General features: G+C 35.3%; 21 protein-coding genes and 1 other annotated feature. Of the genes, 12 read left to right on the top strand and 9 right to left on the bottom strand.

The window, feature by feature from the left end:
- Positions 1 to 157 precede the first annotated feature (157 nt).
- The 7 genes from AC0NJG_RS10245 to nprB all read left to right on the top strand — a co-directional run bounded on the left by AC0NJG_RS10245 (position 158) and on the right by nprB (position 6,177).
- A complete protein-coding gene (locus tag AC0NJG_RS10245; RefSeq protein ID WP_087955043.1) occupies positions 158 to 655 on the top strand; it encodes a cation:proton antiporter regulatory subunit in 498 nt (165 codons plus the stop codon).
- Positions 656 to 1,855, top strand: a complete 1,200-nt coding sequence (locus tag AC0NJG_RS10240; RefSeq protein ID WP_087955042.1) for a cation:proton antiporter — start codon at positions 656 to 658, stop codon at positions 1,853 to 1,855.
- A gap of 78 nt (positions 1,856 to 1,933) precedes the next feature.
- On the top strand, positions 1,934 to 2,527 hold the full coding sequence (gene uptA, locus AC0NJG_RS10235) for an undecaprenyl phosphate transporter UptA (RefSeq protein WP_140168499.1): 594 nt from the start codon (positions 1,934 to 1,936) through the stop codon (positions 2,525 to 2,527).
- A gap of 137 nt (positions 2,528 to 2,664) precedes the next feature.
- Positions 2,665 to 3,099, top strand: a complete 435-nt coding sequence (locus tag AC0NJG_RS10230) for a DUF3920 family protein (protein WP_087955040.1) — start codon at positions 2,665 to 2,667, stop codon at positions 3,097 to 3,099.
- Positions 3,100 to 3,211: 112 nt separating this feature from the next.
- Positions 3,212 to 3,622: a MarR family winged helix-turn-helix transcriptional regulator gene (locus AC0NJG_RS10225; protein ID WP_087955039.1), complete on the top strand. Its 411-nt coding sequence runs from the start codon at positions 3,212 to 3,214 to the stop codon at positions 3,620 to 3,622.
- A 50-nt stretch (positions 3,623 to 3,672) separates the two neighbouring features.
- A complete protein-coding gene (locus tag AC0NJG_RS10220) occupies positions 3,673 to 4,368 on the top strand; it encodes a pirin family protein (RefSeq protein WP_474063016.1) in 696 nt (231 codons plus the stop codon).
- A gap of 159 nt (positions 4,369 to 4,527) precedes the next feature.
- Positions 4,528 to 6,177, top strand: a complete 1,650-nt coding sequence (nprB, locus tag AC0NJG_RS10215) for a neutral protease NprB (RefSeq protein ID WP_140168498.1) — start codon at positions 4,528 to 4,530, stop codon at positions 6,175 to 6,177.
- 77 nt (positions 6,178 to 6,254) lie between these two features.
- Here nprB and AC0NJG_RS10210 read toward each other — a convergent pair whose 3' ends face one another.
- From AC0NJG_RS10210 to AC0NJG_RS10195, 4 genes are all read right to left on the bottom strand, one after another.
- Positions 6,255 to 6,572 carry a metal-sulfur cluster assembly factor gene (locus AC0NJG_RS10210; RefSeq protein WP_429680924.1) on the bottom strand — a complete coding sequence of 106 codons (318 nt, stop codon included), beginning with the start codon at positions 6,570 to 6,572 and terminating at the stop codon, positions 6,255 to 6,257.
- 119 nt (positions 6,573 to 6,691) lie between these two features.
- Positions 6,692 to 8,383: a methyl-accepting chemotaxis protein gene (locus tag AC0NJG_RS10205; protein ID WP_429680925.1), complete on the bottom strand. Its 1,692-nt coding sequence runs from the start codon at positions 8,381 to 8,383 to the stop codon at positions 6,692 to 6,694.
- Between the two features lie 224 nt (positions 8,384 to 8,607).
- Positions 8,608 to 10,302, bottom strand: coding sequence for a methyl-accepting chemotaxis protein (locus tag AC0NJG_RS10200; RefSeq protein WP_143881651.1), 1,695 nt, complete (start codon positions 10,300 to 10,302; stop codon positions 8,608 to 8,610).
- Between the two features lie 412 nt (positions 10,303 to 10,714).
- Positions 10,715 to 11,533 (bottom strand): class I SAM-dependent methyltransferase, encoded by an 819-nt coding sequence (locus AC0NJG_RS10195; RefSeq protein ID WP_087955034.1) that lies wholly within the window; start codon positions 11,531 to 11,533, stop codon positions 10,715 to 10,717.
- Positions 11,534 to 11,647: 114 nt separating this feature from the next.
- Positions 11,648 to 11,918: a binding site (T-box leader), on the top strand.
- Between the two features lie 50 nt (positions 11,919 to 11,968).
- Here AC0NJG_RS10195 and metG point away from each other — a divergent pair.
- Positions 11,969 to 13,603, top strand: a complete 1,635-nt coding sequence (gene metG / locus AC0NJG_RS10190) for a methionine--tRNA ligase (protein ID WP_474063015.1) — start codon at positions 11,969 to 11,971, stop codon at positions 13,601 to 13,603.
- A 41-nt stretch (positions 13,604 to 13,644) separates the two neighbouring features.
- Here metG and AC0NJG_RS10185 read toward each other — a convergent pair whose 3' ends face one another.
- The 5 genes from AC0NJG_RS10185 to AC0NJG_RS10165 form a co-directional block, all read right to left on the bottom strand.
- Positions 13,645 to 14,547 (bottom strand): EamA family transporter, encoded by a 903-nt coding sequence (locus tag AC0NJG_RS10185; RefSeq protein WP_087955032.1) that lies wholly within the window; start codon positions 14,545 to 14,547, stop codon positions 13,645 to 13,647.
- Between the two features lie 139 nt (positions 14,548 to 14,686).
- Complete coding sequence (locus AC0NJG_RS10180) at positions 14,687 to 16,129, bottom strand: sensor histidine kinase (protein ID WP_474063014.1); 1,443 nt, start codon at positions 16,127 to 16,129, stop codon at positions 14,687 to 14,689.
- Positions 16,107 to 16,772, bottom strand: coding sequence for a response regulator transcription factor (locus AC0NJG_RS10175; protein WP_000148833.1), 666 nt, complete (start codon positions 16,770 to 16,772; stop codon positions 16,107 to 16,109). Before AC0NJG_RS10175 ends, AC0NJG_RS10180 begins: the two co-directional genes overlap by 23 nt.
- 364 nt (positions 16,773 to 17,136) lie before the next feature.
- Positions 17,137 to 17,598 (bottom strand): L,D-transpeptidase, encoded by a 462-nt coding sequence (locus AC0NJG_RS10170; RefSeq protein WP_000735050.1) that lies wholly within the window; start codon positions 17,596 to 17,598, stop codon positions 17,137 to 17,139.
- A 30-nt stretch (positions 17,599 to 17,628) separates the two neighbouring features.
- Entirely contained in the window at positions 17,629 to 18,072 is a 444-nt protein-coding gene (locus AC0NJG_RS10165) for a DUF3978 domain-containing protein (protein ID WP_000388760.1), read from the bottom strand.
- A 404-nt stretch (positions 18,073 to 18,476) separates the two neighbouring features.
- Here AC0NJG_RS10165 and AC0NJG_RS10160 point away from each other — a divergent pair, with 404 nt between their 5' ends.
- From AC0NJG_RS10160 to AC0NJG_RS10145, 4 genes are all read left to right on the top strand, one after another.
- Positions 18,477 to 19,091, top strand: a complete 615-nt coding sequence (locus tag AC0NJG_RS10160; RefSeq protein WP_000454756.1) for a DedA family protein — start codon at positions 18,477 to 18,479, stop codon at positions 19,089 to 19,091.
- A 215-nt stretch (positions 19,092 to 19,306) separates the two neighbouring features.
- The gene (locus AC0NJG_RS10155; protein WP_000776157.1) at positions 19,307 to 19,528 is read left to right on the top strand and encodes a helix-turn-helix transcriptional regulator; all 222 of its coding nucleotides are present in this window, start codon (positions 19,307 to 19,309) and stop codon (positions 19,526 to 19,528) included.
- A complete protein-coding gene (locus AC0NJG_RS10150) occupies positions 19,518 to 20,225 on the top strand; it encodes a DUF3169 family protein (protein ID WP_140168497.1) in 708 nt (235 codons plus the stop codon). Before AC0NJG_RS10155 ends, AC0NJG_RS10150 begins: the two co-directional genes overlap by 11 nt.
- 42 nt (positions 20,226 to 20,267) lie before the next feature.
- A complete protein-coding gene (locus tag AC0NJG_RS10145; RefSeq protein ID WP_474063069.1) occupies positions 20,268 to 21,320 on the top strand; it encodes a zinc metalloprotease in 1,053 nt (350 codons plus the stop codon).
- The last annotated feature ends 53 nt before the right edge of the window (positions 21,321 to 21,373 follow it).

Genomic DNA, 21,373 nt, shown 5'->3' with positions numbered 1-21,373 from the left:
ACATCTTTAAGTATCTTTTTAGGATCCACTTATTATTACAATAAAAGATTTCCAAGTCATAGGTATCCTGAATGGTTAGAGTTTCTAAAGTGGATTGGATGAATAAAAGACAGAAAAACAGAAAATTCAAATACAAATTGGTTTGGAGGAGCTAAATATGAATATTAGAGAAAGTGAACTTCCGGGTATTGGTTATAAGTTTCAAATCGTTACGAAAGGTAATGAAAAAATGGTGATTGTGATTCATGATGACGGGCGTAGAGAAATGTATCATTTTGATTCAGACCATGAAGAAAGCATCTCAAGTATTTCATTACGTGACTCAGAGGCAAGACAAATTGCAGCAATATTAGGCGGAATGGTATATAAGCCTAGAGCATTAGAAAATGTTGAGATGGTCTTTGAAGGTTTAGCGATTGAGTGGTTCAAAGTGGAGAATGCAGCTCCAGCAATTGGAAAAACAATTGGTAATCTGGAAATAAGAAAGACATATAGCGTAACGATAATAGCTGTTATGAAAAAGAATATGAAAAAGCTATTTAATCCAGGGCCAGAAACGGTAATTGAAGAAGGCGATATGCTCGTAGTTTCTGGTGAGAGAGAAGAAATTAAAAAAATTATTAATGAGTTACTTTCGAATAGGGGGACTGACTAGATGGATACGTTAATTTTTGAAGTTGGTACAGCGTTAGTATTAGTTGCAATTGCGGCAGTAATTGCTGGAAAGTTTAAATTCTCAGTCATTCCGTTTTTAATTGTTCTTGGGATGTTAGTAGGTCCACACGCGCCGACAATAGGTGTGATCGATTTCAAGTTTATTGAAAGTGCAAGTGTCATTTCCTTCCTTGGACGGATTGGGGTTCTATTCCTTCTGTTCTATCTAGGACTAGAATTTTCGATGAAAAAACTAATTAAATCTGGACGTTCTATTGCAATTGGCGGAACGATCTATATTTTAATTAACTTTTCACTTGGGTTATTATACGGATTTATAATGGGATTCCCTTTACTAGAAATCTTAATTATTGCGGGTATTATTACGATTTCTTCTAGTGCTATCGTTGCTAAAGTGTTAGTGGATTTAAGAAGAACTGGTAATAATGAAACCGAATTAATTTTAGGAATTATTATGTTTGAAGATATATTCCTTGCTGTATATTTATCAGTTGTTTCTGGTTTAGTTCTAGGGGATCATGCTTCCTTCTTAGGTGCCCTTACTTCAATTGGAATTGCTTTAGGATATATGCTTCTATTCTTTATTGTCGCTAGAAAAGCTACGCCGTTATTAAATAAATTGCTCAATATTAGTTCAGATGAAATTTTCATTATTGTAGTATTTGCTTCGTTATTCTTTATTGCAGGTTTCTCGGAAACAATTCATGTTGCAGAAGCTATTGGAGCACTTCTTTTAGGATTAGTTTTCTCTGAGACAGAACATAGTGATAGAATTGAACATCTCGTTGTTCCATTTAGGGACTTTTTCGGAGCTATTTTCTTCTTTAGTTTCGGATTAAGTATTGATCCGTTTTCATTAGGCGGGGCGATATGGTTAACGTTAGGAGCTGTCCTTCTTACAATCATCGGAAACTTTGTAGCAGGGATGATTGCAGGAAGACAAGCTGGATTATCTCATAAAGCGTCAACAAATATTGGGTTAACAATCGTTTCAAGAGGAGAATTCTCCATCATTATGGCCAATATCGGTATCGCTGGTGGTTTAATGTCAGTCTTGAAACCATTCTCAGCACTATACGTGCTTATACTATCTATCTTAGGTCCACTTCTGACAAAAGAGTCAAAGAATGTATATAAATTTTTAAATAAAGTCTTTAAGTGGGATACGAAGACTAACTAAATTAAAAAAATAAAAGTACAAGATATTTCCTGCTTGTACTTTTATTTTTGCAATGAAAACAGTAAAGAGAGGTACATGATGTTAGGAGAGTTGATTCATTCCGTTTTAGTTTTTCTAGAAGGACTTGGTTATTGGGGAATTATGCTTGGATTAATGCTAGAGGTTATCCCAAGTGAAATCGTATTATCTTATGCAGGTTATTTAGTATCAACAGGAAGCATTACATTTTGGGGTGCTGTCGCGTTTGGTACAATTGGTGGTGTAATCGCACAACTATTTATTTATTGGATTGGCCGATACGGGGGAAGACCTGTTCTTGAGCGATATGGAAAATATATTTTGATTCAGAAAAAACATATTGATTATGCTGAAGCGTGGTTTAATCGCTACGGAACTGGCGTTATTTTTACAGCGCGTTTTATTCCTGTTGTGCGTCATGCTATTTCGATACCAGCGGGAATTGCAAAAATGTCACATGCTAAATTTATTACGCTAACTACATTAGCTGTTATCCCATGGTCAATTGTATTTGTATATTTAGGGTTTAAATTAGGAACAGAGTGGGAAAGTATCAATAAAGTAGCTGGACCATATGTGAAATACTTTGCACTTGTTGCTATTGTTTGTGCAATTGGTTACTTTGTATTAAAAAAAATGATGAAAAAAAAGTGATTATGGAAAAGGAATCTATGTCGACATAGATTCCTTTTTTATTGGCATTTTTTCAAGGAGGAAAGAATACGTTTAATATTTACCATATTGTGGCATACATATAGAAAAAGAGTGCTTGGAAAGGGGAATAAAGAGAAATGGAACTCCAGTTTCAAAATGTATATCAACAGGTGGAGAATTGGTATGTGTTGGATTCGGAGCTTCCTTGGGATGTCAAAAGGCTTAGAGACGATTTGTTCTCACTGATTGAAGTATGTAAAACGCCGGTTATTTTTTGTGATACGTGTGATGCGAATCATGTGCTTTTATCATTAGGAGAAGAAGAAGAGGAATTCTTATTCCCAGTAGGTGGTTTTTATCATAAAGAAAAACAATTAATTTTTGTTTGTATGTGGGAAGAGTATGAGCAAGTGCTTAAAACACTACTGCATGAATTTCGTCATGCGATGCAGCATAAGAGCGAAGTGTTGTATATTGGAAGTGAATTGTACGAAGATAGATGGATTGAGAAAGATGCGAGAAAGTTCGCGGAGAGGAAGTTAGATGAATATAAAAATAGAAAGTTAATGTAAAGCATAGTGGAGAAATGGCGCTGTGCTTTCTTTGTTTCTTACTAAAAATAAGTAATTGACTTATATAAAGTTTAGTTCTAAACTAATGGTATGAAACGAGCGAGGTGATGAAATGAAAACAGAAGATAGACTAGGTTTACTACTGTGGTTTCGTTTATCACGTTTTTATAATAAAAGTATTCGTGAGACGAATCAGCATTTGAAAGAATGGAAAGTATCTGCCGCTCAGTTTGATGTACTAGCTCAAGTTGGAGGGCATGATCGTTTAACGCAACAAGAGCTTGGAAAGAAGCTATTTGTTACGAAGGGAAATATCACGCAGCTTTTAAATAAAATGGAGCAGCTCGAGTGGATTCGTCGTGAACAAGAAGGTACTACAAAATATATTTCGTTAACAGAAAAGGGAAGAGCCTTATATGAAGAAATCGTCCCGCCTCAAGAAACATTCCAAGCGGAGCAGTTTCAAAATTTAAATGTAGAAGAACAACATCAATTATTACAATTACTAAAAAAGTTACAGTGAGAAAAATTTTAAAATAAATCTTGAATTCGAGATAATATGAGGTGAACGACATGTTTAGAAAAGTTGATCATAAAAATATGGGAAGAGCAAATCACGGTTGGCTAAATACACATTTTCATTTTTCTTTTGCAAATTACTATAACCCAGATAACATGAACTTTGGAGCATTGCGTGTAATTAACGATGATCTAGTAGCACCGCAAACTGGTTTTGATATGCATCCCCACCGCGATATGGAAATTATTTCGTACGTTGTAGATGGTGCTTTAACACATGAAGATAGCATGGGGAACCGCGGAACAATTGAGCGAGGGCATGTTCAATATATGAGTGCTGGCACAGGTGTATTTCATAGTGAGCATAATTTAGGAAATGAGACATTGCGTTTATTACAAATTTGGATTTTACCAGACCGTGCAGATTATAAGCCAAACTATGGTGAGTTTACATTTGATTGGAGCAAGCGTGAAAACGAGTGGTTCCATATGGTATCTCCATTAGAAGGAGAGGCACCAATTCAAATTCACCAAGATGCGAATTTATATTCTTTATCGTTAGAAGCTGGAAAAGAAATTCATTTTCCTGTGAAAGAAGGTCGTCAATTATACCTTGTACAAATTGAAGGAAGTAGTGTAATAAATGGTGAGACACTTGTTATGCGTGATGCGGCAGAAGCGATTGAAGAAGATATTCATATTGAAGCGAAAGAGCAATCACACTATTTAGCAATTGAATTGAAAAAGTAATAAAACGTTTATAGAAAAGAGGACATCGAGTAGATGTCCTCTTTTTTTGAGTGGAATTGTCAGAAAAAACTTTCTCAAATTTTTGGAGAAGGTATCGGTTGAAAAAATAAGAATTGTATAAAAGTGTCAAAAATCTTTATGGGAATGGGGAATGTTATAGTGAAAAAGCAAGTCATTTCATCAGCATTAGCGTTAACTGTTATCGCCGGGGGATTTGGAGCGTTTGGGGCAACGACAACGAAAGCGGAAGAACAAAAAATTCAATATCATCAAGAATTTAAAACACCTGCATACATAGGTGAAGAGTGGAAAGCGCCGGAAGGACTAGATAAAAAAGAGACGGTCTTTCAATACTTAGAGAGTAAGAAAGATATGTTTAAATTAGCAGGAAATATTGAAAAGCATTTTAATATCGTTGGGGAAGAAAAAGACGCTGAATCTGATACGACACATGTGAAGCTAGTTGAGAAACATAATAACATTCCTGTGTACGGTTCTGATCAAACTGTTACACTTGATAAAGAGAATAATGTAAAAGCATTCTTCGGACAAGTTATTCCGAATTTAGATGATAAAAACATTCCTGCTTTTGCAAAGATTAGTGCTGAACAAGCAGAAACAATTGCAAAGGCAGATATTGAAAAAGAAGTTGGTAAAGTAAAGAATTATGACGGTGTGAAAAAAGATTTATTTGTGTATGAAAAAGATGGAAACTACTATCTTGCATATTTAGTTAAAGCATCGATTTCAAAACCAACTCCAGGTTATTGGCATTATTTTGTTGATGCGACAAATGGAAATGTGATTGAGAAATATAATGCTGTAGATAACATTACAGGATTTGGTTACGGAGTATTAGGCGGTAGACAATCATTTGAAATTGCGCAAGATACGAAAACAGGACAATTCAACTTGTTTGATGGTAAACGAGGACAAGGTATCCATACATTTGATGCAGAAAATATGGACGAGAACTGGTTTAATTTATTCTCACAATGGCTTGGATATACAGGAGAAGAAGTTGAAAGTAAATCTAAGTTCTTCGAAGATAAAGCTGCAGTTGATGCGCATGTAAATGCAGGAAAAGTATATGATTACTACAAAAAGACATTTAATCGTAATTCTTTCGATGATAAAGGCGCGAAGCTTATTTCTACTGTTCACGTAGGTACAGCTTGGAATAACGCAGCTTGGAATGGTGTGCAAATGATGTATGGTGATGGCGATGGAAAAACATTCATTCCATTATCTGCTGGATTAGATGTTATCGGTCACGAATTAACGCATGCTGTAACGGAACATACAGCAAATCTTGTTTATAAAAATGAGTCAGGTGCGTTAAATGAATCGTTATCTGATATTATGGGTGTCATGGTTGAGAAAAAGAGCTGGGATTTAGGTGCTGACATTTATACACCTGGAAAACCTGGTGATGCACTTCGTTCTCTGAAAGATCCAGCGTCTATTCCAAATCCATTAAAACCAGGTGAAGGTTACCCAGATCATTACAATAAGCGCTACACTGGAACAGCTGATAATGGTGGCGTTCATATTAACAGTAGTATCAACAATAAAGCAGCATATTTAGTATCTGATGGTGGAGAGCATTACGGCGTGAAAGTAACTGGAGTAGGCCGTGAAGCGACAGAAAAAATTTATTACCGTGCTCTTACGAAATATTTAACTGCAAACTCTGACTTTAAGATGATGCGTCAAGCTGCTCTTCAGTCAGCTGAAGATTTATATGGTAAAAACTCTAAAGCTGTACAAGCTGTAACGAAAGCTTACGATGCAGTAGGCGTAAAATAATAAGAGAAAAAGACCTGACTAGAATGTCAGGTCTTTTCTTTATCTTGCTATTCGAGACTGATTAAAGTTCCACTTAGTTAGTCGCGAATACCTAATGCAATTTTCGCCATTCGTGACATGCGTTCTTTAGACCATGGTGGATTCCAAACGACATTTACTTCTATTTCATTGATTTCAGGTACGTTCGTTGATAATACTTTTTTTACATCTGATACAATTTGCCCAGCCATTGGACAACCGATAGAAGTCATCGTCATCGTAATGATAGCATTATTATTTTCATCTGCTGTAACGTCATAAACTAATCCAAGATTAATAATATCAACACCGAGTTCAGGGTCAATAACAGCTTCTAAGTTCGCATATAACTTTTCTTCAAATGCTTGTTGTGACATGTGTAGCACCCCCTACATATTAATGATATCGATTCTCATTATAACGGATATATGTATAAAGTGCAGGAAATGAGCTCAAAAAAAATATCCCTCTTGGAAGAGGAATATTTTTGGAATGTCTATTCAGTTTTAAAATGAGATACGAGTTGATCTAATTCTTCAACTGTTTGTTTCATTTGTTTAGCAGTTTGTGTCATCTCATTCATCGTAATGACTTTTTGCTCAGCAGATTGTGCTGTTGCAGCTGTTTCACTAGATACTTCAGTCGAAATAGAAGCGATGTTATTCAGTGAAGCGTTCATTTCTTCAGCGCTTGCTGCCATTTCTTCAGCAGTTGCTGAGATGTCTTGCATTTGAGTAGATACTTTATTTACTTGTTCCACAATCGTTGTGAAAGAATTGCCAGCTTCACGAATGACATGAATGCCTTCAAATGCCTCAGAACGACCTTGTGACATCATAGAGCTCGCAGTTTCAGTGTCTTGTTGAATTTGATGTAGTAATTGGTTAATATCTGTTGCAGCTGTTTTAGATTGTTCAGCAAGTTTTCGAACTTCGTCAGCTACGACAGCGAAGCCTTTTCCTTGTTCGCCAGCACGAGCTGCTTCGATAGATGCATTTAAAGCAAGTAAGTTTGTTTGCTCTGCGATATTAGAAATAGATTGTACAGCTGTATCAATATATTTCGTGTGAGTGATTAGACGTTCGACCACTTCTGACGTAGCATTTACCGCGTCGTGTATCGTTGTCATTTGTGAAACAGATTTTTGAATAACCGAACTTCCGTCGTTAGCTTGTTCAGATGTAGCTACAGCAAGTTCAGTTACAGATGAAGCAGATTCAGCAATGCGCTGAACACTTACTGCCATATCGTCCATTGCAGTCGAGCTTTCTTCCATGCTAGAGGCTTGCGATTGAATACTTTCATTTAAGTTGGACATCGAGCTTCGAACTTTTATTGTTGCTTCGCGTGATATATTCGTCTTTTCTAGCATATTTTCAGAAGCGCTTTGTACTTCCACAGATGTTTTTTGAACACGATTAATAATATGTTGTAGATTTTCTAACATTTTATTAAATGATGTTGCAATCGTACCAATTTCATCATTACTACTTACTTGTAAGCGGGCTGTTAAATCACCTTCTTGAGATGATAATTCTTTTAGCTTGCTATCAATTTGTTGAATTGGTTTTACAAGTTTACCAGAGAACCACCATGCAAGAGTGATAGCTACGATAATACAAATAACAAGTGATAAGAACACAACATATTCAATTTGTAGTGAAGATTGATCAATTTTTTCGATAGATTGATCACGTAACTTAGCTTGTTCATTACTATAATTTGTGAAGTCACCAATTACTTTATAAACAGTACCATTTTCTGCATAAGCTACTTGCAGGGCCTCTTCCCACTTTTGTTCTTTTGCGAGAGGGAAAACTTTTTCTTCAATAAATTTTCTCCAAGTGGATCCTGATTCCATTGTATTTTTCATAGACTCAGAAACATTTGGATTAGAAAGAAGCTTATCTTTTGTATTCTCAAGCTCTTTACTCATCGAATTAAACTTATCAAATTCAACTTGATCATGTTGTAATAAATAACCTCTTAAAGCAGAGAGCTGTACTTGATAAGCATCTCCGCGCTCTTTTAATTGTGTTGCAAGGGGGGAAATCTCTTTTTGTAATGCTTCAGCTTGACGAGATTGATCAATAGCAAAAAATAAAATAAAAGCTAAGGCGATGCCAAATAAAGCGCAAATCGTTCCCATCATGAACATTAGTTTTTTTCGAATGCTAATAAAATTCATATGATAAAAGCCTCCTTTGTGAAATCTTAGTATTAGAATTAATTAATGTAAAAAACCGAAAGAAAGCTTTACTCCATTTGGAACAAAGCTTTCTTCTTTCCTTTAGGAATTATAGCAGACGTAATGAGAGATAGAAAGAAATATTTTAAAGTGAAAAAAGAGAGACTGTAAATCCCTCTTTTAAATAATTTGGAGCTCATAGAAGTATAAATGAAAGTTTTGCTTTAAACGTTTGTTTTGAAATGAGAAACGAGAACTTCAAGTTCTTGTACGGTCGTTTTCATTTCAGATGCTTTTTTAGCAACGACACTCATTTTGTTTACTTGGTCACCAGCTGAAGTTGCTGTTTGTGATGTTTCGGCGGCAACCTCATTTGAAATAGAAGCGATGTTATTTAAAGCTGCATTCATTTCTTCAGAACTTGCGGCCATTTCTTCAGCAGTTGCAGACATTTCTTGCATTTGTGTAGAAACTTTGTTAATGTGGTTAACAATTTCTGAGAATGAAGATCCAGCAGTACGAATGACTGTAATGCCTTCAGAAGCTTCTGACTGACCTTGCGTCATCATTTCAGATGCTATTTTTGTATCTGCTTGAATTTGATGAAGTAAATGGTTAATATCAGTTGCTGCTAGCTGAGATTGTTCAGCAAGTTTTCGTACTTCATCAGCAACGACAGCGAAGCCTTTTCCATGTTCACCAGCACGGGCTGCTTCAATAGAAGCATTTAAAGCGAGTAAATTCGTTTGTTCCGCGATATTAGAAATGGATTGAAGTGCAGTATCAATATGATTTGTATGTGTAATGAGTCGCTCTACTACTTGTGATGTAGCGTTAACAGCTTCATTAATGGTATGCATTTGTGTAATAGATTTCTCAATGACTTTATTACCACTATCAGCTTTTTCTGAAGTTGTAACAGCTAGGCTAGCAACAGAAGAGGCGGATTCTGCAATACGCTGAACACTCGTTGCCATATCGTCCATTGCAGTTGAACTTTCTTCGATGCTGGAAACTTGGGAACGAATATTGTGTTCGAGAGCATTCATAGTTTCTTCAGTTTTTGCAGTGTTTTCCATAGAAGCAGTTGTTTCGATAAACACATTTTCAGACGCTTCTTTTACACTTGTTGATGTTTGTTGCACTTGTTTTATTATACGTTGTAAGTTAGCGAGCATTTGATTAAAGGAATTGGCGATATCACCAATTTCATCTTTACTCGTTACGTGTAATCTAGCAGTTAAATCGCCATCTTGAGAAGCTAATTCTTTTAATTTCTCATCAATTTGTCGTATCGGTTTAACGAGTTTACCAGAGAACCACCATGCTAATAAAATAGATGTTACTGTACATGTAATAAGTGAGAAGAAAATAATATATTGAATAAGAGATGAAGAAGATTCTACGTCAGCAATTAATGCGTCACGTTTATCATTTTCTTCATTTGCATATTTCGTAAATCTACCTAAAAGGTCGTTTACATAATCAGTTTGAGCTAAAGCGATTTTGGATGCTTCGTCCCATTTTCCTTCGCGAGCGAGAGGGAGGACTTCATTATCTATGACGCTTCGCCATTTTCCGCCCATTAAAATGGCTTCTTTCATTCCTTCCGAAAGTTTTTTATCACTAGTTACTTTTTCACGCGTATCGGCTAGTTTTTTTCCTTCTCGGTTGAATTTATCCAATCCTTTTTGATCATGTGACAGTAAATATTCTTGTAAGCCCGCAACTTGTGCTTGGAACCAATCGCCACGTTCTTTTAAAATGGTTGCTCTTTTTGATACATCATTTTTTAAGGTTTCGACTTCATTTGCTTGATTCATAGCGAATGAAAGAATAACAATAAGAGCAATGCTAAATAAGGAACAAATACTTAAGAGTGTGAAGAGTAGTTTTTTTCGAATGCTAACATATTTCATCGTTACCCCTACCTTTTAAAAACTATTTATTATGATTTATAAATGTTAATACAGAGTTAATAAAAACATTATTATGAAGTTATTAATCTGTTCAATGAAAATTATAGCAGATAATGGAAGATAGCAAATCAGTATGAGTAAATGTTCTTAAAATGTATACATTTGTCTATCAAAAAATTCATAAATAAAAATTAGAAATGCTATTGTAATTTGAAAAAACATCATGTATACTTCTAATTAGTTGATAACGATTATCAGTATCAACTAATAACATTACTCTTCGTTATGTTGGTCATACCCCTTTTTGACGACGTAAGTCAGAGACGAAATGTTGAAATATCTTGTGTCCTATTCTACAGAATTATGGTAATCTCCAACCTCAACTTATATGCGTGAGCATGCAAAAAGGATCCTATCCGTGAAGGGATCCTTTTTTGCATGCTGTTGCAATTAATGTATATAGACCTGGCACACGTTCTTCCATTCCTTCCGGTGCAGTAGGAGGGAAGACCCATCTTTGATGTGACCCGTGTTCTTCAACTAGTTTTTCAATTTTAAAATGTGCTTCCGCGAGCGTTGTAATGATTTCTCCTAGCGTCCAGCGACGGATAGTTGTTTTAGGTAGCGATTCTTTCTGTGCTTCTGTAAGAAGGATGCTATAAGCAACATCATCTTCAATCAATTCTTCATCAAAATAATTTCCATTGGCCTGAAATGATGGATGGTCGACCCCTAATAATTTTGTGTAAACAGGATGATAGTCACGAAGGATAAGCATTCCATCTTGCTTAAGCAAGGTAGCAATTTTTTGAAAAAGCGGTTTTAAATCGAGAAAGTAATGGAGTACACCAAGTTCCAGCAATACAATATCGAATGACTCTGATAGCTGTACATGTAATACATCAGAAACGACATACTGAATAGAGACACCTGCTGCGTCCGCAAGTTCATTTGCATATTTTGCATTACTTGTTGAAATATCAACAACCGTTATGTCAGCTCCTAAAAGAGCGAGAGCAACAGCTTTATTTCCTTTTGACCCGAGTAAATTAATAATACGTTTTCCTTTTGGAGATTGTATGTAAGGTAAATAGTGATCTACCTCGCGCCTGGGATCTTCCATAAGCTTTTTTGCATAATCTGCTGGCGCCCCGTGGCGATTCGTCCAAGCTTCATAAGCAGCTGCATTCCAGCTTTTTTCATTCCGCGCGCTTAGTTGTTTTTGATTCAATCGTATCACTCCTTTTGTGAACGTATAGGTATTCGGCGGGAGGATGGGATTTCCTTTTCTTTTTGGGTAAAAGTTTGATTTTTCTGTGATTAAGTCGTACAATACTTGTTATACGTAAAAGCGTTGAAAAGGAAAAGTAGGATGAACACATTCTTTCCAGAGAGCTTCGGTAGCTGAGAAGAAGCAAGAATATTCATTTGAACAATGGCCTTTGAGCTTCGTTCTGAACTTATCAAATGATAATAGTAGGCGGCGACGAGAGTTGGTACTCGTTATCAAAACCACAGTATAAGAGCATATAGCTCCGTACTTGTTAAGGCTAATTATGTGAGTAATTGGCGAAATAAGGTGGTACCGCGACTGTTTATACAGCCCCGCCCTTATCTTTTTTTAGATAAGGGCGGGGCTTTTTATATTTTAAAGGAGGAATGTAAGATGAGTATTTTTATTGGAGGCGCTTGGCCGTATGCAAATGGTTCGCTACATCTTGGACATATTGCGAGTTTGTTACCCGGAGATATTTTAGCACGTTATTATCGGGCAAAAGGTGAGAATGTGTTGTATGTTTCGGGAAGTGATTGTAATGGAACACCAATTGCAATTCGGGCAAAACAAGAAGGTGTGACGGCGAAGGAAATTGCTAATAAGTATCATGAAGAGTTTGAGCGATGTTTTCGTAGCCTTGGTTTTACGTATGATTGCTATACACGTACAGATAGTGAGCACCATCATGAAACGGTTCAAAAAGTTTTTTTACGTTTATTAGAAGAAGGCCACATTTATAAAAAAACAGTGGAACAAGCATATTGTGAAACGTGTACGCAGTTTTTACCGGATCGTTATGTAGAAGGAATTTGCCCGCACTGCCATGAAGCAGCAAGAGGAGATCAATGCGATGCGTGTTCAGCTATTTTAGATCCACTCGATTTGTTAGAAAAGAAATGTAAGTTATGTGGTGGTACGCCGTCTGTACAGGAAACAGAGCATTTCTATTTCGCGTTGCATACATTTCAGGAGCAAATTAAAAGGGCTGTAGAAATTGCCAAACAAACAGGGACATGGCGCGACAATGCGATTCAACTAACAGAGAGATATGTAAAGGAAGGATTACTAGATAGGGCCGTATCACGTGACTTACCAATTGGGGTACCAATTCCAGTAGAAGGGTATGAGGATAAGAAAATTTACGTATGGATTGAAGCTGTGACAGGCTATTATTCAGCGAGTAAACATTGGGCTGAAGAAACAGGGAAAGATGATCAAGAGTTTTGGGGTAGAGAAGCGAAAACATATTATGTGCACGGAAAGGATAATATTCCGTTTCATTCCATCATTTGGCCTGCGGTATTGCTTGGAATAGGAGAAGGAGCCATTCCTCATCATATCGTTTCGAATGAATATTTAACAGTTGAAAAAAGAAAATTATCTACAAGTAAAAACTGGGCGGTATGGGTGCCTGACATATTAGAACGCTACAATCCAGATTCTATTCGTTACTTTTTAACAGTAAATGCACCAGAAAATCGTGATACTGATTTTTCATGGCGTGAATTCATTTACAGTCATAATAGTGAATTATTAGGTGCATACGGGAACTTTGTGAATCGGACATTAAAGTTTATTGAAAAATATTATGGTGGTATCGTGCCGAAGGGAAGTATTGATATAGAGCTGAAAGATAAAGTAGAAGGATTATATAAACATGTAGGAGAGGTGATTGAGCAAACTAAATTTAAGGTGGCGCTAGAATCAATATTTGATGCAGTACGTTTTGCAAATAAATACTTTGATGAGAGGCAGCCTTGGAAAGAAAGGGAGGATGACCCAGTTTCATGCGAAGAAACGATTTATAACTGTGTTTATCTCATCGCTAATTTTGCAAATCTCCTTGAACCGTTTTTACCATTTTCAAGTGAAAGAGTTAGAAACACATTAGCAATTGTGAACCGGAATTGGGAGCCTCAACATACGTTGCCAAGTAGAATTGATAGTGTACAGCCACTATTTGAACGAATTGATGTAAAACAAATTGAGTGTGAAATAGAAAAGCTATTTAGTGCGTTAAAGTGAGATAGAGAAAAAGACCTTTCAAATCAGTGAAAGGTCTTTTGTTAGGCACTATGCACGCTACTACGTTTCTTTTCTTTCCTAGCCGTAAGGAGCTGAGGGGTGAAAATCCCAAGTAGTATAAAGATGATTCCAATCCACTGCATGAACGTTACGACTTCATGTACAAGTGTAATAGAAGCGATAATAGCTGTTGGTAATTCAGCTGCTCCTAGTATTGTACCAAGTCCTGTTCCTACTTTCGGTACGCCAATTGAAAAACAAATGACAGGTACGACAACACCGAACAAACCGAGGAAGAAAGCATATTTCCATAGGCCAGCTTGCAAAGCACCGTCTGTTAAAAAGGTTGGCGGGAAGAATAGGCATACGATCAGAGTAGCGCTTGTTGTCATAAGAAAACTTTTCGTATAAGGCGGAACTTCTGTAGCAACACGTCCGCTTGCGAAAACATAGAATGAAAAAGAGACAGCGGCTAATAGACCAAAGATTATACCTTTCGTGGAAAAGTTTTGTCCGAGGCCTTCAAAGACACCGCCAGCAAACAATGTTCCAGTAAATAAAATAATGATAGATATAACTTTTTCACGGCTTGGAAATGTTCGATTTGCAATTGCTTCAATAACGACACCAATCCATGTGAACTGGAAAAGTAGGACGACAGCGATAGATGCTGGTAGTTCTTCTACAGAAATAGCGTAGAAGATACCGGTCATACTCATCGTTGTGCCAACTGTTAGTAAGGAAAAGAATTGCTTTTTTGTTACTTTATGACGTGAAACGAAAAGAACGAGCAGAAGAAGACCGATCCATCCGAAGACATATTGACCTCCTAATAGTTGATGGGCTGAAAATCCATCAATGAATCCGAGTTTGAAAATAGTTGAAAGTACGCCGTAGCTACAAGCTCCGAATAAAACGAGTAATGAATACTTAAATTTCTCCATGAAAATCCTCCTTTTACATAATAAAAAACGCCCGCTATCCAAATAAGGATAACGGGCGAACGAAACAGAGTCATATACTCTACAAAATTCCGCCACTCATACGAAGTATGAATTTGGGATATGAAATTGTAGTAGGTTTTTACATTGCTTTTGGGAATACAATAGAACATTTTACACCTTGAGGCGTGTTTTGTATACCATAAGGAAATTGATGTTTATCTAGTATTTGTTTTACAATGTATAACCCAAGACCACTACCTTGTACTAAGCCGTGTTTGTCAGGGTTTGCGCGATAGAATGGCTCAAATAAATGGGCAAGTTTATCCTCATCTATTTGTGAACCTGTATTTAATACTTCTAATGCGTAACCGTTTGGCTTTTCATAAAGCTTTATATATACATGCTGATGGTCAATTGTATAATGAATTGCATTTGAAATAATGTTAAAAATGGCAGTTTGAATAAATTTAGGATCAGCTAAAACTTGTACATCTTGTTTAATGTTAGATTGAACATTTAACTGCTTTACAGATACGAAATAATCTACTTTCTTCATAACATCCTCAATAATATTAGTTAATGAGATAACTTTTAAATCAGGTTTAAATTGAGGGTTTTGTATTTTGGATAATTCCGACATTTTTTCCGTTAATATGTTAATGTCTTGCATCATTTCATAGGAACGTTTTAAGTATTTATCTCTATCTTTATAAGCTCCAATTCCGTGAATCATACCATCTAGTTGTCCCATAACGGCTGCGATTGGTGTTTTTAATTCATGGGAAACCATAGACATAAATTCTTTACGAGATTGTTCTAATTGTTGCTCCTTTTTGAGTTCATTTCTTAAATCTTGATTGCTGGCATGTAAATTCTTCACTATATTTGGTACTTGTGAAGCAGCTACTTGTAAATTAAAATCTGTTTGATCATTATTTTTGTTGAGTAGTTTTTTATCTGAGAAATCAAGATTCATAATATCTTTTAAAGCATCACTCATATATTGAAAAGGTTTAGCAATTAGTTTTGCATAAATTAAAGATCCAAGCAGAGAGAGTACAAGCATTGTTGCGCCAATATGTGGAGCTAATTGCTGCAGTACATCTGTTAATTTTGGATTATCTTGTGCATCATTTGCTTTACTTGCTGCATTTTGTTTATGTAAGGCATCATTAGTAGCGACTTGCTTTTCCGTTTCTGTAGATGGAGCAGAAGCGCTATTTTTCCCCGAAATATTTTGAGTATGTTCTTTTGCTTTTGCAGTTTGGCTAGGCTGCAAAAGATGATTGATAGCTGTAGAGAGAGAGTTATAATCTATAATAGAAGATTGGAAATTAAACATGTCCCCCTGTGATACAGCTTTATTTTGATTCGTTTTACTTTGGTCGTTTTGTTTATCTGAATCCGCTTGTTCTGTAGTAGGCGTTCCATTTTCTTTCGCAAAACGTTCTTTATCGTAGTTTGAAGCTAAGAAGTAAATAACTTGATAAAGACAAAGTGATAAAAGAATACAAAATAATAAGGTTTTGATGAAAATATTTTTGGTGATGTTGTCTTTGCTACGATTCGATTTTGTAGCCAATGCCTTTCACCGTTTTAATATAAGGAATTCCTAATTTTTTTCGTAAGTTTTTAATATGTGTATCTATAACTCTTACATCACCATAATGTTCATAGCCCCATACCTTATTCAACAAATCACTTCTTGATAATACTTTTCCTCGATTTTGCAGTAAAGTATAAATAATTTCAAATTCTTTTGTTGTTAATTCAATTTGATTACCATGAACATAAGCGGCGTATGCTGTAGAATTTAACATCAATTCATGGAATTGTAGTATAGTCGCAGCTTCGGCTTCCTTCGTTGCTGCCCTTCTTAATACAGCTTCTACACGTTTAATAAATACGGTGTAATGGAACGGTTTCGTAATATAGTCATCAATACCTAATTCAAATCCTTTAATTTCACTTTCTTCATTATGTAAGCCTGTTAACATAATGATTGGTACATCAGATTGTCCTCGCATAATTTTACAAATACTATAGCCATCTATATCTGGTAACATCACATCAAGGAGGACAAGATCGTATGAATTTTTTTGGAAAAGAAGTATACCTTCTGTTCCGGCACCAACGACATCAACAGTAAAGTTTTGTGCCATTAGAAATTCACGAATTAGTTCTTGTATATCTGGGTTGTCTTCAATCACCAGTATATGCGTCATAGTAACACCTCCTAAATAACGCTTTTTACTGCAATATTCGAATTCATCATTTTTTCGATGACTCAGATTGTTTATACATATAATAAGCCCCCGCCATAAAATAATCATGAAAGTAGCAAGGGGAGTTGTTTAGTGAAACTGAATATTTAAGAATTACAGTAATTCTATTATAGTATGTATTGTAAAATTTATAAAATATTATAACTGTATAATTTTAATATCCATGTTTATCAATGTTTGGATGTTACCTAACACAATCTATTCCTATTATATATGTAAATACAGTTGTTTTGCTACTGTAAATGAAGAAATAAAATAAGCCAAGACATAAAATTCTTGGCTACACACAAATCTTGTTCTTAAGTTATTTTACAGTGACAGTAGCTTGCTGCTGAATACGCTCAAATAACCAGTGTATATCATTATTATACATACGAATACAACCAAGTGTTGTCCATTTGCCGATTGCTTGATTATTGTTAGTTCCGTGAATCGCATAAGTTGTTCCGTAAGTTCCCGCCATATTTAATCCAAGCCAACGGTCACCAAGTGGATTACGTGGGTCGCCGCCTTTAATTTTACCTGTATAGTAAGGACGGTTTTTAATTTTATTTACGATTTGAAAAGTACCTTTAGGTGTAGGAGTGGCTGCTTTTCCAGTAGCGACAGTAAAACTTTTTATGAATTTTCCGTTTTGATAATAATCCATTTTATTTAACTGCGTGTTTACAATCAGTTGATCTTTCGTTGTAGCTGCCTCGGCATTTGTGAATGGAATAGTTAAAAATCCTAATGATAATAGTGCACTTAATAATAGTTTTTTCATTATGTTCTCCTTTTTACTATTGTAGTAGTCTTACATACAATGAATTTGCAATCCTCGTAATACTTTATTTACATTTTCATCTAATGTCTCAAAGAAAGTAGTAATTTTGGCATTGTATTTGTTGTTTTTATCAATAAGTAATCTCTCATTTAATAAAAGTTCCCCATGTAGTCCAAAGCTTTGAACTTGAATATTTAATTCATCTTCAGTTTCGGAAATAATTGGTAAGAAGTAGTGAAAAGCTTTCGTTGGAATGATATAGCTTTTGCCAATCATGCTTTCTTGATTTGAATTAATCCATTTTTTCGTGACAATTTTAATGTTCTTTTTTGAAACGATAAAAGATAGTGTAGTAGATTTTGTTAAACTTACGTCAAATTCACTTGTTTCACATATGTGTAAATTAAAAACGGTTTCATTTTGGTGAGATTCAACATTTGTATTAATAAAATCGTGCATTTTATAAGCTTCCATTTCTTATTCACCCTTTTTTCAATTTCGAAAAGCTATTCATATTTATTCAAATTAATGCTTAGTCATTTATTAGTTAAATTTTTCAACAAATTCCGATATAATCTTACAATACGTATATGAAGCTAATATGAAGTTAGTATGAGTTTGTAGTGGTTTTTTATTAAGAACAAAATATAACGATTTTCAAGTGTTAAAAAATGGATAAAAAATGCATATTAAGGCCCTAATTTTTCACAGTATATACTTGTTACATTGTTTTAAAATGAGAGTACATAATGAACGTAAAAGTTTAGTGAGAGCCTTACAAAAATGTAATAAAAATGTAAGCTATTGTGATAGTTATTTCGACAATTTTTTTATACAATATTAGTAAGAAGTTGCACGTGATTGAAAGGAGAGATGGCATGGAATGGATTCATGAATTATTTCAGCAATACGGGTACTATGTTGTACTTGTTGGTTTGCTGTTAGAATATATTGCACTTCCGTTTCCGGGAGAGCCAACGTTAGCATATGCGGGATTTTTAGCACATAAGGGTGATTTAAGTTTACCGATTTTAATTATCCTATCCTTCATTGGGACAAGTGTAGGAATGACAATCCAATACTTTTTAGGAAATAAATTAGGAATGCCCTTTGTTCAAAAGTATGGGAAATACGTATTTTTAACACAAAGAAAAATCGACTTAACAAGAATGTGGTTTGATAAGTATGGATACTTCTTGATTTTTATCGGTTTCTTTATTCCTGGTGTACGTCACTTTACAGGATACTTTGCAGGAATTATTAACTTACCATTCCGCCGTTTTGCAATTACAATTTACTCAGGTGCTCTATTTTGGGTATCATTCTTCTTAATCGGTGGTTACTGGTTAGGTGGAAACTTGCATGATATTTTTGGGGCGCTAGAAGGTCACATCGGTAAAATCATTTTTGGAGTGATTGCAATTGTAGCAATTACGTTAGGAGTTCGTTTCCGCAAACAGTTAAAACGAGCATTCTTACAAAACGCAAGTTAATATGGAATCCATTCTATGTCAGAATTTAGGAAGGCAGTGCAGACGCACTGCCTTTTTTATTTGATGTTCCAATCTATTTTAATAAGTTTTTGTTTATCTGTTTAAAATTCCATAGAGTATCTTGTCAATGATTAACGTCAAAATGACAATTATAATTGACAAGTATAAGGATATTATTTACAATTCTAATTAAATAAATGAAAAAGAGGGAAGACATGAAGCTTCAAAATCGAGTGAGGGAATTGCGGGCAAAGCATCGTTTATCACAAGGGGATTTAGGGAAAGCGATTGGATCATCGCGGCAAACGATTAGTTTAATTGAGCGCGGGGATTATGCACCATCAATTGTATTGTCGTTAAAAATTGCACACATTTTCAATGTACCGGTGGAGGAAATATTCACGTTAGTGGAGGGGGAAGAGGATGATGAAGAGTAAACGAAAAAAACAATTTGATTTTGTGGGGAAAATGGCATTAAGTATGATGGGTGGATTTTTAACATCGTATATAGCTTTAGATTTACTCTCGCATGAACCGAGAAAATTATCATCTAATCTATTTATAGGTATATGCACCATTTTTGGAATCTTAATGATGTACTACACTTGGAAGAATACACGTATGTTAGCGGAGGCACGTGATGAAGAAGAGAGTGTACAAGGCAGAAAATTAGGCATTATAAGTATATATTTACGTGTAGGTGATATAGTTACGCAGGCATGGTTTGTATATGCAGTTATTGCATGTAGACGTGCACTGTTGCAGGATACAAATGTTTCATTTGCAGTGTGGAATTTAGTAGCTGCTATTGTTTGTTTAACTATTGTAGTGATTAGTGGGCTCATAACAAAAAATCGTTATAACAAGCTGTATCCTGAACAAGGTGTAACATATATGGAATCTATGAAAATGTGGACGAAAAACGCAGATGAAGGATTAAAGCACATTGTGCATGAGGCTGGATATAAAGCGTATGAATTTACGAATACAATATTGGCATATGTATGGTGGGCTGCCGTTATATATACGGTGGCTAGTGATATCAATTTTGTATTAATTGGCTTAATCTCATTTATTTGGATATTGCATCTTGGAAAGTTCATGTACGAAATGCAGAGAAAAATGATTTATTAAGGGGAGAAAAAGGTGGATATTTTAAGAAGGCCAGCTGGCTCAATGACAGTGGCGCTAATTCTGTCCATTTTATACGGAGTAATCCGAACTGGGAAATTAGAAGTAATGTTGGATATATGGGCGGTATTTGGAATTGCATTATTAGTGTTAGCCATTCATGAGCTAGGACATGTAGTGTTTGGTTTAATAGGTGGTTTGAATTTTAAATTTATGACAGTAGGGCCGATTACTTTTCAAAAAGAGAAGGGGAAAGTACGCGTTCGAGAAAATAAATTGTGGATGTACTTTGGAGGCGTGGCGATGTTAGTGCCTCCTTCTATAGAGACACCGAATCTTTCGAAAAAATGGGCGTGGCTCACTTTAGGTGGACCGATTACGAGTTTACTATTTGGTATTACTTCCGGTTACATATATATGGTGAGTTATTATCAATATCTTTTATATTTTTCTGTTTTACACTTTGTAATTTTTGCAGCTACAATCATACCGATAAAAGGAACATTTTTGAGTGATGGTATGCAATTTCTCATTTTAATTAAAGATGATGAAAAGGCGAAGCAGCATTTATATAACATTCAAGTATCGAGTGAATTATTTAGTTATAAAAGGCCGAAAGATTGGGATGAGAGATTAATAGAGCTTAGTGAGGAAAAATTAAAAGAGGATAAAGGTATAAGAAATATAATGAGTGGACTTATGCTCGTCTTTTTGGCTCGTGCGGATCAAGAGGGAATGGAAAGAGCGATACCGTATATAGAACCAATTGTTCAACTACCTGTAACGAAAGAAAATAAGTTTTTCGTTAGTAGTTTTCATAGTTGGTATCTTTTATATAAAGCCCTTTATCAGATGGATAGTCTTTCTTTGCAAGAAGCAAAGGAACATGCAAAGACTATTACAAAAATGGACTTAAACGGATATTACCGTACACAAGGAATTATTAAATATTTAGAGGGCGATGTGGAAGCGTCCCGTACTTATATGAAGAAAGCTGATAAAGAATTGAAGAGCGCTGAGAAGAGTGGAATGGGATATTTACAATTAGAGAGAGAATGGTTTGAGCAGCTAAAGAAGAGGGTATCTTACGATGGGTGAGGTATCCTCTTTTTTCTATGTCGTCTTATGCCGTTCCATAAAAAGTGTGGGGC

It is taken from the genome of Bacillus sp. SSR7 (assembly GCF_055902415.1).
The sequence above is the reverse complement of the archived record's forward strand: the minus strand, read 5'-3'. Positions and strand labels throughout refer to the sequence as shown.

Bases quoted from the DNA above. Each gene is read 5' to 3' on its own strand.
- AC0NJG_RS10245 (WP_087955043.1), top strand. From the start codon at position 158: ATGAATATTAGAGAAAGTGAACTTCCGGGTATTGGTTATAAGTTTCAA.
- AC0NJG_RS10240 (WP_087955042.1), top strand. From the start codon at position 656: ATGGATACGTTAATTTTTGAAGTTGGTACAGCGTTAGTATTAGTTGCA.
- uptA (WP_140168499.1), top strand. From the start codon at position 1,934: ATGTTAGGAGAGTTGATTCATTCCGTTTTAGTTTTTCTAGAAGGACTT.
- AC0NJG_RS10230 (WP_087955040.1), top strand. From the start codon at position 2,665: ATGGAACTCCAGTTTCAAAATGTATATCAACAGGTGGAGAATTGGTAT.
- AC0NJG_RS10225 (WP_087955039.1), top strand. From the start codon at position 3,212: ATGAAAACAGAAGATAGACTAGGTTTACTACTGTGGTTTCGTTTATCA.
- AC0NJG_RS10220 (WP_474063016.1), top strand. From the start codon at position 3,673: ATGTTTAGAAAAGTTGATCATAAAAATATGGGAAGAGCAAATCACGGT.
- AC0NJG_RS10210 (WP_429680924.1), bottom strand. From the start codon at position 6,572: ATGTCACAACAAGCATTTGAAGAAAAGTTATATGCGAACTTAGAAGCT.
- AC0NJG_RS10205 (WP_429680925.1), bottom strand. From the start codon at position 8,383: ATGAATTTTATTAGCATTCGAAAAAAACTAATGTTCATGATGGGAACG.
- AC0NJG_RS10200 (WP_143881651.1), bottom strand. From the start codon at position 10,302: ATGAAATATGTTAGCATTCGAAAAAAACTACTCTTCACACTCTTAAGT.
- metG (WP_474063015.1), top strand. From the start codon at position 11,969: ATGAGTATTTTTATTGGAGGCGCTTGGCCGTATGCAAATGGTTCGCTA.
- AC0NJG_RS10185 (WP_087955032.1), bottom strand. From the start codon at position 14,547: ATGGAGAAATTTAAGTATTCATTACTCGTTTTATTCGGAGCTTGTAGC.
- AC0NJG_RS10175 (WP_000148833.1), bottom strand. From the start codon at position 16,772: ATGACGCATATACTGGTGATTGAAGACAACCCAGATATACAAGAACTA.
- AC0NJG_RS10170 (WP_000735050.1), bottom strand. From the start codon at position 17,598: ATGAAAAAACTATTATTAAGTGCACTATTATCATTAGGATTTTTAACT.
- AC0NJG_RS10165 (WP_000388760.1), bottom strand. From the start codon at position 18,072: ATGGAAGCTTATAAAATGCACGATTTTATTAATACAAATGTTGAATCT.
- AC0NJG_RS10160 (WP_000454756.1), top strand. From the start codon at position 18,477: ATGGAATGGATTCATGAATTATTTCAGCAATACGGGTACTATGTTGTA.
- AC0NJG_RS10155 (WP_000776157.1), top strand. From the start codon at position 19,307: ATGAAGCTTCAAAATCGAGTGAGGGAATTGCGGGCAAAGCATCGTTTA.
- AC0NJG_RS10150 (WP_140168497.1), top strand. From the start codon at position 19,518: ATGAAGAGTAAACGAAAAAAACAATTTGATTTTGTGGGGAAAATGGCA.
- AC0NJG_RS10145 (WP_474063069.1), top strand. From the start codon at position 20,268: ATGACAGTGGCGCTAATTCTGTCCATTTTATACGGAGTAATCCGAACT.